Below are 14,015 nucleotides of genomic sequence, written 5' to 3' on the forward strand. Positions count from 1 at the left end.
GCGACAGGGCGATGCGGCGGATCGGGGGACGGGACATCGTTGCAGCTATCCTGATTGCGCTCCTGGCGGGCGCAATTTTCACGTCTCCGCCGCTCCAGACCCTGCAAGGCCTCTCACTCGACATTCTCACGGCACTGCGCGGCAAGCTCATTGGCGACCGCCGCGATCCCGCTACGTCGCCGGTCGTCGTCGTGGCCATCGACGGTGAGACCTACGACACACCGCCCTTCAAGGGATCGCCGACTCAGACCTGGACGCGCGAGATCGGCCGGGTGCTCGGCAGCATCACGGAGGGCGGCGCCAAGGTGATCGGCTTCGACGTCATCTTTCCGAGCTCGATCGAGCAGTCGGAGATTCCTTTTGGCGACACGTCGGTCGGCAGCCGCATGAAGGGCTTCGACCGGGATTACCTGATCGCGCTGCGGCAAATCTCCGACAGCGGCAAACTGGTGCTCGGCGATATCCTGAGCAACGACCATCCGGAAGTCCCCTATCGCGCACAGCAAGTCGCGGTGCGCAACAGTATTCGCGCGCTCAACGTGCATACCGACGCCGATGACGTGATCCGGCGAATGCCGCTGAGCTTCTCAATCGAGGGCAAACCGGTGCCGGCAATGGCCGTCGAGCTCGCGGCGCGTGCGCTTGGCGGAAAGCCCGAGATTGCGCCGTCTGGCTCGACCGAATTGTCCGGCTATGCGATTCCGAGCGCAGTGCCGAATACCATGACGCTCAACTTTCGGGGGCTGGGCCGCGACGTGCCGGCCTATTCCTTCGCCGATTTGCGCGCCTGCGTCGAAAAAGGCGACCGCGATTTCTTCCGCCGCGCTTTCGATGGCAAGGTCGTGCTGCTCGGCACGGTCCTGAATTTCGAGGATCGCAAGCTCACATCGATGCGCCTGTCCGGCGGGTATGACGGCACGCCGTCGGCACGATGTGCCCTGCCCGCGCCGGAGCGCGCCACGCAACGCGCCCGCAGCGACATCGCCGGCGTATTCGTGCACGCCACCGCCGTCCGCAACCTGATCGAGCGCGATGCCGCGACCGAGCTCGGCTTTCCCGCGCGGAGCATTCTCACGATCGCGTTCGCGCTCACCATCGCATGCGCGGCCTGCATGCTCGCGCCGAGCGGTGCGCTGATCGCCTGGTTCGCACTCACTGCCATTTACGCGGCCATGGCCGTCAGCGCGTTCGTCCATGCCTTGGCCCTGCCGCTGACGGAGCCGGCATTCGCCGGCCTTGCCGCGCTCGCGATCATGATCGGCTACCGGTTCGTGCTGGCCGATCGCGACGAGCGCTTCCTGCGCAAGAGCTTCGCCTTTTACCTCGCGCCGGAGGTCATCGAGACCATGGTCTCCTCCGGCAAGATGCCGGCGCTCGGCGGCGAGATGCGCAATGTCACCATGTTCTTTTCCGACCTCAGCGGTTTCTCGTCCATTGCCGAGACCATGACACCGGGCGAGTTGGTGACGCTGATGAACGAATATCTGTCCGCCATGACCGACATCATCGAAAGCCATGGCGGCTACGTCGACAAATATATCGGAGATTCCATCGTCGCCATGTTCGGCGCGCCGGCCGACGATCCCGCACACGCGCGCAACGCCGTCCGCGCCGCGCTGAAGTGTCATACGAGGCTTGCGGAGCTCAATGCCGTCAATCCCGCTTTCGCCGGGCACGGCCTGTCGCATCGCATCGGGCTCAATAGCGGCGAAGCCGTGGTCGGCAATATCGGCTCGCGCCGCCGCTTCAACTATACCGTGATGAGCGACACCGTGAACGTCGCCTCCCGCCTCGAGGGCGCCAACAAATATTACGGCACCGCGATCATGGCGTCCGAAACCACGATGGCGCAGACCGGTGATAGTTTCACTTGGCGCGAGCTCGATGCGATCAGAGTGCTGGGCCGCGGCGAGGCCATCAAGGTGTTTGAGCCTTTGGCGGACAAAGGTACGGAGAGCGCCGACCAGACCAAGGTGACCGCGGCGTATGCGCAGGGACTCGCCTGCTGGCGCGCGCGGGACTTTGCGAAGGCGTCTGATGCGTTCGGGCGTGTCGCAGAGATCGACCGGGCATCGGCGCGCTTTGCCGAACGCGCGCGAACGCTGGTCGCAAATCCGCCAGCATCCGATTGGACACCCGTTCATACGCTGGAAGGGAAGTAGCGGCCACTTTGCCCTAAAACGGCAGCCCCACGTAATTCTCGGCGAGCAGGCGCTGCGCCGTCTCGGACGAGAGCAGATAGTCCAGCTCCGTCTGCTGCAACCGATCCTCGTAGGCGGGCCGGTCGGGAAAGCGGTGCAGGAGCATCGTCATCCACCACGAGAAGCGCTGCGCTTTCCAGATCCGCGCGAGCGCCTTGGCGGAATAGCCTGCAAGGCCGGAATCATCGCCGCTCTGATAATGCGCGAGCAAGGCGTGATAGAGATAATAGATGTCCGACGCGGCGCTGTTCAGCCCGCGCGCGCCCGTCGGCGGCACGATGTGAGCGGCGTCGCCGGCGAGGAACAGCCGGCCATAGCTCATCGGCTCCGCGACGAAGCTGCGCAGGGGCGCGATGCTCTTCTCAATCGACGGCCCCGTGATCAGGTTGCCGGCGACCTCGTCAGGAAGGCGGCGCTTCAGCTCGGCCCAGAACGCATCGTCGCTCCAACTCTCGACCTTGGCGGTCAGCGGCACCTGGATGTAGTAGCGGCTGAGCACCTGCGAGCGCAGAGAGCAGAGCGCAAAGCCACGCTCGTGTTTCACATAGATCAGCTCAGGCGAGACCGGCCTGGTGCGCGATAGCACGCCCAGCCAGCCGAACGGATAGACCTTTTCATATTCGCGCAGCACGTCCTTCGGGATCGACTTGCGGCTGACGCCGTGGAAACCATCGGCGCCGACCACATAGTCGCAATCGACGCGCACGATCTCACCGTTGGATCGATAGGTCACGTAGGGCCGGTCCGACATCAGATCATGCGGCGTCACGTCCTGCGCATCGTGCACGACCTTGCCGCCGTGGCGGTCGCGCGCCTCATAGAGGTCGCGCGTCAGCTCGGTCTGGCCGTAGACCAGCACCGAATTGCCGCCGGAATGCTTGTGCAGGTCGATCTTGGAGAGCACGCCGTCATGGGCGATCTCGAAACCGGTGTGGATTTCGCCCTCGCGATCCATTCGCTCACCGCACTGCGCCTCGCGCATCAACTTGGCGAAGCCATGCTCGAGCACGCCGGCGCGGATGCGGGCGAGCACGTGGTCTCGGCTGTATTTCTCCAGCACGACCGTGTCGATGCCCTTCAGGTGCAGGAGCTGGGACAACAGCAGCCCTGAGGGGCCGCCCCCGATGATACACACCTGAACTTTCATTTCTGCGTCCTCCCGTCGGCACTTTTTTGCAGATTTGACGCCGCAGACCGATGGAGGGTTTCGCCATTGTCTTGTACGATTCGAACATGAAACGCACAGCCCCGGCGATCCGGATCTACAATCTGTTCGGCGAGTCCGGCGATCTGCCCGACGTCGTGCATTGCGAGACCATCGCGTCCCGCTCGGTGCTGCACGACTGGACCCTGGCCGTGCACCGCCACGCCCGGCTGCACCAGGTGCTGCTGATCGAGCGCGGCGGCGGCGAGGCGACGCTTGACGGGCGGGTGGTGCCCTTGAGGCCGATGCAGATCGTCAACGTGCCCGTCGGCCACGTCCACGGCTTCCGCTTTGTGCCCGATACGCAAGGGTGGGTGCTGACCATCGCCGCGGAGATTCTGGACGAAGCGCTGCTCGCCGCCGAGGGCCTGCGCGGTGCGCTGTCGCGCTCTTCCGTGGTACGCGGCACACCGCAGATCCGCGCCATCATGAAGCAGATCTTCGCCGAACATGCCGCGCGGGATTTTGGCCGCGCGCATGTGCTGCGCGCGTTGTCGTCCGCCATGATCGGGCTGGTGGCGCGCGCGCTCACGCGCGACAGCGGCGGCAACGGCGCGGTCGAGTCCAGCCTGTTCCGCCGCTTCGAGGCGCTACTGGAGCAGCATCATCTGGAACGCTGGAGCGTCGCGGACTATGCCGAGGCGCTCGCGGTGACGCCGACGCATCTCAACCGGATCACACGGGCGGCGACCGGCGATACCGCCTCGCACCTGATCCTCAACCGGCTGATCCGCGAGGCACGGCGCAACCTCGTCTACACCAATTTGCCGGTGTCGACGATCGCCTACACGCTCGGCTTCGAGGACCCCGCCTATTTCAGCCGGGTCTACGCCGCGGCCACGGGAGTGTCACCGCGGAGCTTTCGGGCGCGGCTCCACGGCGGCGACACGTGAGACCTCACACGTCGAAAAACACCTCTCCTCCGGCCCCTGCAAATTGATCGTAAAGCAATACACGACCTTGCCGGCACGCTCGCAGTGCTTTGCGATCAGAGTCGAGCGCCGGGACGGCTGTTCGATCAGGTTGAGCGCGGGGTCGGCGGTGCCTATCTCGCGGCGCGACACATTACTGTCGTCTACACCGACAATGAGCGGCTCGGCTTCGACCGCCGCTGGCGGTCAACGGCCTTCGCCGCGACATCGCGATCTCGGTGCCGAACTGTTCCGGCGTGCCGCCTTCCTTCGCGGCTCGCAGATGCTGGCGAGCATGCCGAGCCCGCTGGCGTCCGGGGTCATGCGCGGTTCGCGCAGACGCGGAATCCCGTTTGGCGTTCCGCACGCGGACGCTGGCTGAGCTGCCGATGTTCATGGTCTGGCACCAGCGCTATCAGAAAGATCCGGTCCACCGTTGGGTCAGGAGCCAGCTCGAGGGTGTCGCGGCGATGGCGGCAGGCGGCTGAACAAGGATCCCGCCCAATTGCGCGGCCGCCGCGTCGCGCCCAGCGAACAGTTTGACACGGTGCAATCATCGCTGCCGCCCTCGAATGCGTCCCGGACGGTGGCCCCGCCGGGCGCGGGACCGGGTGACCTGCCCCTCGCCAAACCCACTGGTTGCGCGAGGGGAGCCACGCTAAAATCCCCCCATGACAGTGACCGACATTGCGAGCCGGACCTACAATCACAGCTGGCGGCTGGATCCCATCATCCGCAGCCTGCTTGATACCGACTTCTACAAGCTATTGATGTTGCAAATGATTCGGGAGACTTACCCGAAGCAGCAGGTGACCTTCTCGGTCATCAATCGCTCGCGCCACGTCCGGCTCGCGGAGATCATCGACGAGGGCGAGTTGCGCGCCCAGCTCGACCACGCCCGCACCATCCGCTTCACCAAGAAGGAGCTGATCTGGCTTGCCGGTAACACCTTCTACGGCAAGACCCACATGTTCTCGGCGGACTTCATCCGCTGGCTGGCCGAATTCCGGCTACCCGAGTATGAGCTGCGCAAGGTCGAGGGCCAGTACGAACTGCATTTCCACGGGCCCTGGACCCACACCACGATGTGGGAGATCCCGGCGCTCGCCATCCTCAACGAATTGCGCTCGCGCGCGGCGATCAAGGGCCGCGGCCGCTTCGAGCTCGACGTGCTCTATGCCCGCGCGAAGGCCAAGCTGTGGACCAAGGTGGAACGGCTGCGCGGGCTGGAGAACCTGCGCCTGTCCGACTTCGGCACCCGCCGCCGTCACGGCTTCCTCTGGCAGCGCTGGTGCGTGGAGGCGGTGAAGGAAGGCCTCGGCCCGTCCTTCATCGGCACCTCCAACGTGCTGCTCGCGATGGACAACGATCTCGAAGCCATCGGCACCAACGCGCACGAGCTGCCGATGGTCGCGGCCGCGCTCGCCAAGGACGACGAGGAATTGCGCTGGGCGCCCTATCGCATTCTCGACCAGTGGCGCCAGACCTATGGCGGCAACCTCCTGATCGCACTGCCCGATGCCTTCGGCACCAAGGCCTTCCTGCGCGATGCGCCGGAATGGGTCGCCGACTGGACCGGCTTCCGGCCCGACAGCGCGCCGCCGATCGAGGCCGGCGAGGAGATCGTCGCCTGGTGGGAGAAGAAGGGTCGCAACCCCCGGGACAAACTGCTCGTCTTTTCCGACGCGATGGATGTCGGCTCGATCGAGGAGACCTATCACCACTTTTCCGGCCGGGTGCGGCTCTCCTTCGGCTGGGGCACCAACCTCACCAATGATTTCGTCGGCTGCACGCCGGATGGCTCGTTCAATCTCGATCCGATCTCACTGGTCTGCAAGGTGTCGTCGGTCGACGGCCGTCCCGCCGTCAAGCTCTCCGACAATCCGGAGAAGGCGACCGGCATGCCCTCGGAGATCGAGCGTTACCTGCGCGTATTCGGCGACGCTGGCCGCGTGCGCAAGCCGGTGCTGGTCTAGCCGCGGACCCGACTCTCTTCATCAAGCAGACCGCGCACGACGCATCCGAGGCATTGGTTCGGCGATACCGCGCCAGATCCGGTTTAGCTGCATTTAAAGCGATCTGCGCATATCCACGTCACAGTGCCTTCACCCTGCGCCACAGTCCTGCGCGCTTTTCAGATCGAATTAAGCAACCATCTCCACTACTTCACGTTGCAGGCGCAGCGCTTCCGCTGGGCTCGTTGCGCGATTTGGGGAACGCCTGGTGTTTCGCAGAACAGCGACGTCGATGAAGGGACACAGCTTCCTTCACGTCATCAAGCTCGTCTCGCCTTTCGTGATGGTCGTCGTGCTCCAGGCGGCGATCGCGGGATTCAGTCTCGAGGTGATGTCGTCGGTTCGCGCCTATGTCGCGGGCGAAGCGATGTGGTCGCGCTCGCAGAAGAACGCCGTCTATTTCCTCAATCTCTATCTGCATTCGGGTGACGCCAGCCAGTTCACGCAATACCAGGCCTCGCTCGCCGTTCCCATCGGCGACGAGTTCGCGCGCTGGGCGCTCGAGCGCGATCCGGTCGACGTCGATGCCGCGCGCATCGGCTTCCTGCAAGGTGGCAATCATCCTGATGATGTTTCTGGATTGATCTGGCTGTTTCGTTATTTCAACCGCGTCAGCTTCCTGCAGGAAGCGATCCGCGAGTGGACCGCTACCGATCCGATGCTGCTGGAGCTGAGCGTGTTCGGCGAGGTCATCCGGTCCGAGCTGGAGAACGGCAGAGTTCAGGATCCAAACCGCCTGCAATTCCTGTCGTCGCGGCTCTCCGAACTCAACACCCAGTTCACGGTGCATGCCAAACGGTTCTCCACTGTCCTCGGAGAAGGCTCCCGTGCCATCAAGCTGACGCTGACCGGCATCAACATCGTCACCGCCGTGGCGCTGATCCTACTCCTGATCTGGCACACCAGGCGATTGGTGCTGCAACGACAGACATTCGAAGACGCCCTGCATGCCGAGAAGGAACGCCTGGCCTGGCAGGCATCACATGACTGGCTGACCGGCCTCTCCAACCGCCGCGCCTTCGAGGCGCGCCTGCAAAGCGAATTGAACGTTGCCGCGGCGGGTTCGCTGGGCTTGATCCTGCTCGACCTCGATCAGTTCAAGAACGTCAACGACACCTGCGGGCACCTTGCTGGCGACCGTCTGCTCTGCCAAGCCTCGCGCCTCCTGCAACAGGATCGGCATCCGCGTGATCTCGTGGCCCGGCTCGGCGGCGACGAATTCGGGCTGATCCTGCCGCAGTGCCCGCCTGCGAAAGCGGTCGATATCGCCGAACGGCTGCGGCAATCGCTGGAGCTGCTCAACTTCGCCTGGGACGATCGCTGCTTTGCGGTGACCGCCAGCATCGGCGTCGCATGCATCGCCGACCGCAACACCACGCTCGAGGACGCAATGCGGCGCGCAGATGCCGCCTGTTATCGCGCCAAGGAAAAGGGACGCAACCGCGTTCAGGTCGAGGGCGGCAGAGTGGACGTCATCGCCATTGCAACCAGGGCACGCGAAGCTGCACGGGCCTGAGGCGGCTCGCCCCGTTCACCGCAAAGGCAGAATTCCGAGACCCGCCAGATGCGTGTCGACAAATTGCTCGACCTGCTGGCGCAGCATCTGGGGCGGCACGGCCACCATGCGCTCCTCAAGACCGAGCGAGATGATTCCGTGTACGGCGGAGAACAAGGTCCGCGACAGCAGCGCGATCTTCACGTCATCCGCATCCGGCAATAGCCGCACCAGGGGCGGATGCATCAGCGCAAAGGCATCCATCACCATCTGCAGGATGTCATCGGGATAAGGACGGTCGTCCTCCATCCGATGCTCGAACAGCGAGCGCAGCAGATTGGCGTGCTCGGCAAAGAATTCGAGATAGGTCGCGGCAAGCCCATAGAGCTGGCGAACGGGGTCCTCGGCCGGAACCCCGCCAAGCCGGGCCGTGAGCGCCTGAACGGTCTCCCGATTGACGGTCAGGATCACCCCGTCGAAGTCGCCAAACTCGTTATAGACGCTGCCCACGGAACAGCCGGCGGCTTCGGCCACGTCACGGACCTTCAACGATTCCAGCCCTTTAGCCGCGATAATGCTGCGGGCGATCTCCAGGATCTGGAGCCGGCGCCGATTTTTTTTCTGGTCCCGCCGCGATTCTTCTTGAACATTGTTCATTTTCAAGCTACTCATGTGAACATTGTTCAACTTAACCCGGAGAACTGAAAATGCAAACCCTCGCTGTTGATATCGCCTTCACCTTCGTCGATGACGCTGCTGCTATCGCGACCGGCCTCGGCCGGGCCGTGCTGCGCTTTGCCATGGCCCCGATCGATCGCATCGCCAATGCCTGCGACATCGCCGGCGTGCTCACTGAGCGGCGCGCGACCTTCCGGACGTGGCGCGCGAGCCGTGCCCGTGCGCGTCAGGAGGGCCGCCGGTTCAGCCTGCTCGGCCGCTTCTCGCCCTTTCGCCACCTCGCCCATCTCACCTGAGATGCGCATCCGCCACGTTCTGATCGGCTCGAATGCAAGACCCGGTTGCAAGGAAGGAATTACCATCTCCCGACTTTCGCAGCCGATCTCGCGGGGTGTGGCGATGCGGTTCAGCTTTTCCTCATCGTCCCACGCGATATCCCGCCAAGCGCGGCCATTCCGCCCCAACCTGGCCGCGACCAGATATTTGCGAACCAAACGAGACCAGTTGGAGACCAAGGATCGGAGGGATCGAGGGGGAAAAGGCAGGCCGGCGACCGTCGCCCCCTGCAATCGGTCCTCCCATGCCCGTCCGGTCGTGACGCTTCACAGATAACGTAACGAACCTCAGGCTGCCTTTCCAAAACAGGACTAGTCATGATCAGGGAATTGATGTCGTCACGCCGCTTTGCGCCGCTGTTCTGGGCGCAATTTTTCTCGGCGCTCAATGACAACGTGCTCAAGAACGCACTTGTCATCATCCTGCTTTACAGTGCCGCGACCGGCCACGGCGATGCGCTGGTGACGGTAGCCGGCGCCGTCTTCATCTTCCCCTATTTCATCCTGTCCGGGCTCGGCGGCCAGCTCGCCGACAAATACATCAAATCCGTCGTCGCAAGGCGGCTCAAATTCGCCGAGATCTTCGCGGCCTGCTTTGCAGCGGCCGGCTTCTTCCTGCACTCGGTGCCGCTCCTGTTCGCAGCGCTCGCGCTGTTTGGCGTCATCGCCGCCCTGTTCGGGCCCGTGAAATATTCCATGCTGCCGGATCAGCTCGAGCTCGGCGAGCTCGCGACTGGCAACGCGTTGGTCGAAGGCGCGACCTTCATGGCGATCCTGCTCGGCACCGTCGCCGGCGGCCAGTTCGTGGCCGGCTCGGCGCATATGGGCTGGGTCGCGTCGGCCGTGGTCGTGCTGGCACTGTTGTCATGGGCCTTTGCCTCGCGCATCCCGCAGACGACGCCGTCCGCGCCAGATCTGCCCGTCAACGCCAATCCCTGGACGTCGACGGTCGGCCTCCTCAAGACTCTGCACGCCGATCACCGGCTGTGGGACGGCACCGTGATCGTTTCCTGGTTCTGGCTGGTCGGCGCTATCGTGCTGTCGCTGTTGCCGGCGCTGGTGAAGGATGTCGTCGGCGGCACCGAGGGCGTGGTGACGCTGTGCCTTGCGATCTTCGCGATCGGCATCGCCATCGGCTCGCTGTTCGCGGCCAGCCTGAGCCACGTTCGTCCGAATCTCGCGCTGGTGCCGATCGGCGCCATCATCATGGGGTTCGCCGGCCTCGATCTCGCCTGGGCCATCGGCGTGACCACCAAGGGGCAGGACATCAGCGCGGCCGGTTTCGCAACCTCCTTCGCCGGCCTGCGCATGCTGATCGACTTCGTCGCCTTCGCCTTCGGCGGCGGCTTGTTTGTCGTGCCGTCCTTTGCGGCTGTTCAGGCCTGGTCGGCGCCGTCCGAGCGCGCCCGCATCATCGCCGCCGGCAACGTGCTGCAAGCCGCCTTCATGGTCATTGGCTCGCTGTTCGTAGCGGTGCTACAGGCGGCTGGTCTCCATATCGGCTGGATCTTCTTCGGCCTCGGCGTCGCCAGCTTCGGCGCGGTGTGGTTTGTCCTGACCAAATGGGGCAAGGAAGGCGTGCGCGATTTCGGCGGGCTGCTGTTCCGTGCGCTGTTCCGCACCGAGATCCGCGGGCTCGAGAATCTGCCGCCTGCCGGCACCCGCATGCTGATCGCGCCCAACCATGTCAGCCTGATCGACGGCCCGCTGCTGCACGCCGTGCTGCCGATCGACGCCAGCTTCGCAGTGGATACCGGCATCGCCAAGGCCTGGTGGGCCAAGCCGTTCCTGCGCGTGGTCAAGCATTACACCATGGACCCGAGCAAGCCGCTGGCCGCGCGTGACCTGATCAAGCTCGTCGCTGCCGGCGAGCCCGTCGTGATCTTCCCGGAAGGACGCATCACCGTCTCGGGATCGCTGATGAAGGTCTATGACGGCACCGCGATGATCGCGGACAAGGCTGACGCCGTCGTGGTGCCGGTCCGTATCGAGGGGGCCCAGCGCTCGCATCTCAGCTACCTCAACTCGAGCCAGATCAAGCGCTCCTGGTTTCCGCGGGTGACGGTCACCATCCTGCCGCCGGTCAAGCTGCCGGTCGATCCCTTGCTGAAGGGCAAGGCACGCCGCAACGCTGCGGGCGCCGCACTCCAGGATGTGATGATCGACGCGATGGTCAAGAACGCCATGCTCGATCACAGCCTGTTCGAAGCCCTCGGTCACGCCTATCGCGACCGCGACACCGGCAAGGTCATCATCGAGGATGCGCTCGGCACCAAGCTGACCTACCGCAAGTTGATCCTTGGCGCGCAGGTCCTGAGCCGCAAGCTCGAGAGCGGCAGCACTGTCGGCGAGAACGTCGGCGTGCTGCTGCCGAACTCGGCCGGCGTCGCCGTCGTCTTCATGGCGCTGCAGAACATCGGCCGGGTGCCGGCGATGCTCAACTTCTCGGCCGGTCCGATCAACGTCCTCGCCGCCATGAAGGCCGCGCAGGTCAAGACCGTGCTGACCTCGAAAGCCTTCATCGAGAAGGGCAAGCTCGACAAGCTGATGACCGCGATCTCCGCGGAGGCGCGTGTCGTCTATCTCGAGGACGTCCGCACGTCGATCGGCGTCGCCGACAAGATCAGGGGCCTGCTCGCCGGCACCACGCCGCGCGTCGCCCGCCAGGCCAACGATCCGGCCGTGGTGCTGTTCACCTCCGGTTCGGAAGGCACGCCCAAGGGCGTGGTGCTGTCCCACCGCAACATCCTCGCCAACGCGGCGCAGGCGCTGGCGCGGGTCGACGCCAACGCCAACGACAAGGTGTTCAACGTGCTGCCGGTGTTCCACTCGTTCGGGCTCACCGGCGGAATGATGATGCCGCTGCTGGCGGGCATTCCGATCTACATGTACCCCTCGCCGCTGCACTACCGGATCGTCCCCGAGCTGATCTACCAGACCGGCGCGACGATCCTGTTCGGCACCGATACGTTCCTCACCGGCTACGCCCGCTCGGCCCATGCCTACGACTTCCGCACCCTGCGACTGGTGATCGCCGGCGCTGAAGCGGTCAAGGATCGGACACGGCAGGTGTTCATGGAGCGCTACGGCATCCGTATCCTCGAAGGCTATGGCGTCACCGAGACGGCGCCGGTGCTGGCGATGAACACGCCGATGGCCAATCGCCCCGGCACCGTCGGCCGCCTGTCGCCGCTGATGGAGAGCCGCCTCGATCCGGTCCCCGGCATCGAGGAAGGTGGTCGCCTCTCGGTGCGCGGACCGAACGTGATGCTCGGTTACCTCAGGGCCGAAAATCCCGGCGTGCTCGAGCCGCTCGCCGATGGCTGGCACGACACCGGCGACATCGTGGCGATCGACGCTTCCGGCTTCATCACCATCAAAGGCCGCGCCAAGCGCTTTGCCAAGATCGCCGGCGAAATGGTCTCGCTGTCCGCGGTGGAGAGCATCGCCACCACATTGTGGCCGCAGGCCGCATCGGTCGCCGTTTCGATCCCCGACCCGCGCAAGGGCGAGCGCATCGTGCTGCTGACGACGGAGAAGAACGCCGAGCGCAGCGCGATGCTGGGCCAGGCCAAGACGATCGGCGCGTCAGAGCTGACCGTTCCCGCCGCGATCATGGTGGTCGAGAAGGTGCCGCTGCTCGGTACCGGCAAGACCGATTATGTCACGGCAACGACGATGGCCCGCGAGCAGGCGTCCGCGCCGGAGCGCGAGGTGGCGTAAGAGAGATGCACGAGGCGTCTCAATCAGGCGCTGCGCGATGCCCGGGAGTGGTTCTGCTTCATGGCATCGCGCGGACCTCGGCATCCCTGACCAAGCTGGAGCGGACGCTCCATCGCCTATTTCGCCGAACGCGACGCACCGTTGCACGCTTCATCGATCCCGTTGCGGGTCTCTTCGTCCTGCCGAAGCCGAATGACGGGCGGGTCTCGGTGCAAAGCGCGATGCTGGCCGGCATGGCCGAGCATGTCGTCGTGAAGGCGTCCCATACCGGGCTTCCGCGCCACGCCATCGCAATTGCGCAAACGATCACCTTCCTGCGCGACGGCCGCTTCCGACCGTCTGAAACTCAAGAGCCGGCTTCGCTGCGCCGCTCCTGCGCATAACGCAGCAGCGCCGCGAAGCGGTAGATGCCATGCACGAACTTGCCATAGGGCATGGTGACGAACAGCGCGAACACCGCGCCGAGATGCAGCGCGAGCAGCGGACCCATGGCGGCGGTCTCGCGCAGGACCAGAAGCGCCATGCCGGTGAAACCGGTCAGGAACAGCATGGCAATGAAGCCGACATCCATGCCGTAGCGGGCTTCATCGAGCAGCGCGGGATCGCGCCGCATCTTGGCCATGAACAGGCCGATCGGTCCGACGATGAGACCGATGCCGCCGAGCGTGCCCAGCACCACGGGCAGGTCCCACCACGGATACGGCGCCTCGCGGCCGAGCAGATAGTGATACAGCGTGGCGACGGAGGTCGCGGCAAAACAGAGCAGGAAGCCGTAAAAGGTGAGGTGGTGATAGAGCTTGCGTCGGTCGGTCGGCTTCTCGTCCTCGTTGTAGCAGCCGACGCCGCCGCCATGGAGATAGCGCAGCTCGCAGGCATCGCGGATCGCCTGAAAGATCGAGCCGCCGTCGGCCCGGCCGCCGATCGGCGGACCGATGTCGCGCCAGAACGCGCGCACGCTCATGACGAGGGCGAGGATCGCATACAGGAAGGCGGCGCTGAACAGTGCGGCCATGGCGTTATGCGGCATCAGTCTGTAGAAGGCGCCGGGGCCGGTATGAACGCCGAACAGCACGCTGCGGTCGTTCAGGGCGGCGAAGCCGAGGATGAAGGCCGCCATGCTAAGCGCGGCGACGATGCTGATCACGAGACCGTTCCGCGCAAATGTGCCTGACAGCACGCGCGGCCAGGCATACGCCGCATAGGACTCGGCGCGCGCAACGGCCAGCGTCTTTGGAACGTTGACGTTGAACTCGTGCGGCGGCGAGAACTGGCAATCGACATAGCAGGCGCCGCAGGCGTGGCAGAGGTTGGCGAGATAGTTGAGGTCGCCGTCGGAGAAGGCGCGGCGCATCTCCATCGCCGGAAACACCGCGCACAATCCCTCGCAATAGCGGCAGGAATTGCAGACCGTCATCAGGCGGTCGGCTTCGTCGAGAATTCTGGTTCCGTGCAT

The 14,015-nt window shown here is 64.7% G+C and carries 10 protein-coding genes and 2 pseudogenes; 8 read left to right on the forward strand and 4 right to left on the reverse strand.

Annotated features, from left to right (window positions below):
• Positions 1 to 11 precede the first annotated feature (11 nt).
• Complete coding sequence (locus IVB28_RS26165; protein ID WP_247530003.1) at positions 12 to 2,162, forward strand: adenylate/guanylate cyclase domain-containing protein; 2,151 nt, start codon at positions 12 to 14, stop codon at positions 2,160 to 2,162.
• Positions 2,163 to 2,175: 13 nt separating this feature from the next.
• On the opposite strand, the gene pobA is transcribed toward IVB28_RS26165, so the two are convergent.
• Positions 2,176 to 3,348 carry a 4-hydroxybenzoate 3-monooxygenase gene (gene pobA, locus IVB28_RS26170; RefSeq protein WP_247530005.1) on the reverse strand — a complete coding sequence of 391 codons (1,173 nt, stop codon included), beginning with the start codon at positions 3,346 to 3,348 and terminating at the stop codon, positions 2,176 to 2,178.
• Between the two features lie 50 nt (positions 3,349 to 3,398).
• On the opposite strand from pobA, the gene IVB28_RS26175 reads away from it, so the two are divergent.
• Entirely contained in the window at positions 3,399 to 4,298 is a 900-nt protein-coding gene (locus IVB28_RS26175) for a helix-turn-helix domain-containing protein (RefSeq protein ID WP_247530007.1), read from the forward strand.
• On the opposite strand, the pseudogene IVB28_RS29535 reads toward IVB28_RS26175, so the two are convergent.
• Positions 4,254 to 4,445: pseudogene (locus IVB28_RS29535) on the reverse strand (hypothetical protein); the annotation flags it as partial. The gene IVB28_RS26175 and the pseudogene IVB28_RS29535 sit on opposite strands and share 45 nt — an antisense overlap.
• Before the next feature lie 3 nt (positions 4,446 to 4,448).
• Here IVB28_RS29535 and IVB28_RS26180 point away from each other — a divergent pair.
• The 3 genes and pseudogenes from IVB28_RS26180 to IVB28_RS26190 all read left to right on the forward strand — a co-directional run.
• Positions 4,449 to 4,804, forward strand: a pseudogene (locus tag IVB28_RS26180) (LysR family transcriptional regulator); the annotation flags it as partial.
• A gap of 183 nt (positions 4,805 to 4,987) precedes the next feature.
• A complete protein-coding gene (gene pncB / locus IVB28_RS26185) occupies positions 4,988 to 6,292 on the forward strand; it encodes a nicotinate phosphoribosyltransferase (RefSeq protein ID WP_247530009.1) in 1,305 nt (434 codons plus the stop codon).
• A gap of 247 nt (positions 6,293 to 6,539) precedes the next feature.
• The gene (locus IVB28_RS26190; protein ID WP_247530011.1) at positions 6,540 to 7,847 is read left to right on the forward strand and encodes a GGDEF domain-containing protein; all 1,308 of its coding nucleotides are present in this window, start codon (positions 6,540 to 6,542) and stop codon (positions 7,845 to 7,847) included.
• A 15-nt stretch (positions 7,848 to 7,862) separates the two neighbouring features.
• Here IVB28_RS26190 and IVB28_RS26195 read toward each other — a convergent pair whose 3' ends face one another.
• On the reverse strand, positions 7,863 to 8,483 hold the full coding sequence (locus IVB28_RS26195) for a TetR/AcrR family transcriptional regulator (RefSeq protein WP_247530012.1): 621 nt from the start codon (positions 8,481 to 8,483) through the stop codon (positions 7,863 to 7,865).
• A gap of 50 nt (positions 8,484 to 8,533) precedes the next feature.
• Between IVB28_RS26195 and IVB28_RS26200 the strand changes: the two genes are divergently transcribed.
• The 3 genes from IVB28_RS26200 to IVB28_RS26210 all read left to right on the forward strand — a co-directional run bounded on the left by IVB28_RS26200 (position 8,534) and on the right by IVB28_RS26210 (position 12,945).
• On the forward strand, positions 8,534 to 8,800 hold the full coding sequence (locus tag IVB28_RS26200) for a hypothetical protein (protein WP_247530013.1): 267 nt from the start codon (positions 8,534 to 8,536) through the stop codon (positions 8,798 to 8,800).
• A 357-nt stretch (positions 8,801 to 9,157) separates the two neighbouring features.
• Positions 9,158 to 12,562 (forward strand): acyl-[ACP]--phospholipid O-acyltransferase, encoded by a 3,405-nt coding sequence (locus tag IVB28_RS26205; RefSeq protein WP_247530014.1) that lies wholly within the window; start codon positions 9,158 to 9,160, stop codon positions 12,560 to 12,562.
• A gap of 47 nt (positions 12,563 to 12,609) precedes the next feature.
• Positions 12,610 to 12,945, forward strand: coding sequence for a hypothetical protein (locus IVB28_RS26210; RefSeq protein ID WP_247530015.1), 336 nt, complete (start codon positions 12,610 to 12,612; stop codon positions 12,943 to 12,945).
• Here IVB28_RS26210 and tcuB read toward each other — a convergent pair.
• On the reverse strand, positions 12,909 to 14,015 hold the full coding sequence (gene tcuB / locus IVB28_RS26215) for a tricarballylate utilization 4Fe-4S protein TcuB (protein WP_247530016.1): 1,107 nt from the start codon (positions 14,013 to 14,015) through the stop codon (positions 12,909 to 12,911). The two genes, IVB28_RS26210 and tcuB, sit on opposite strands and share 37 nt — an antisense overlap.

This window comes from Bradyrhizobium sp. 199 (assembly GCF_023073355.1).
Taxonomy (GTDB): domain Bacteria; phylum Pseudomonadota; class Alphaproteobacteria; order Rhizobiales; family Xanthobacteraceae; genus Bradyrhizobium.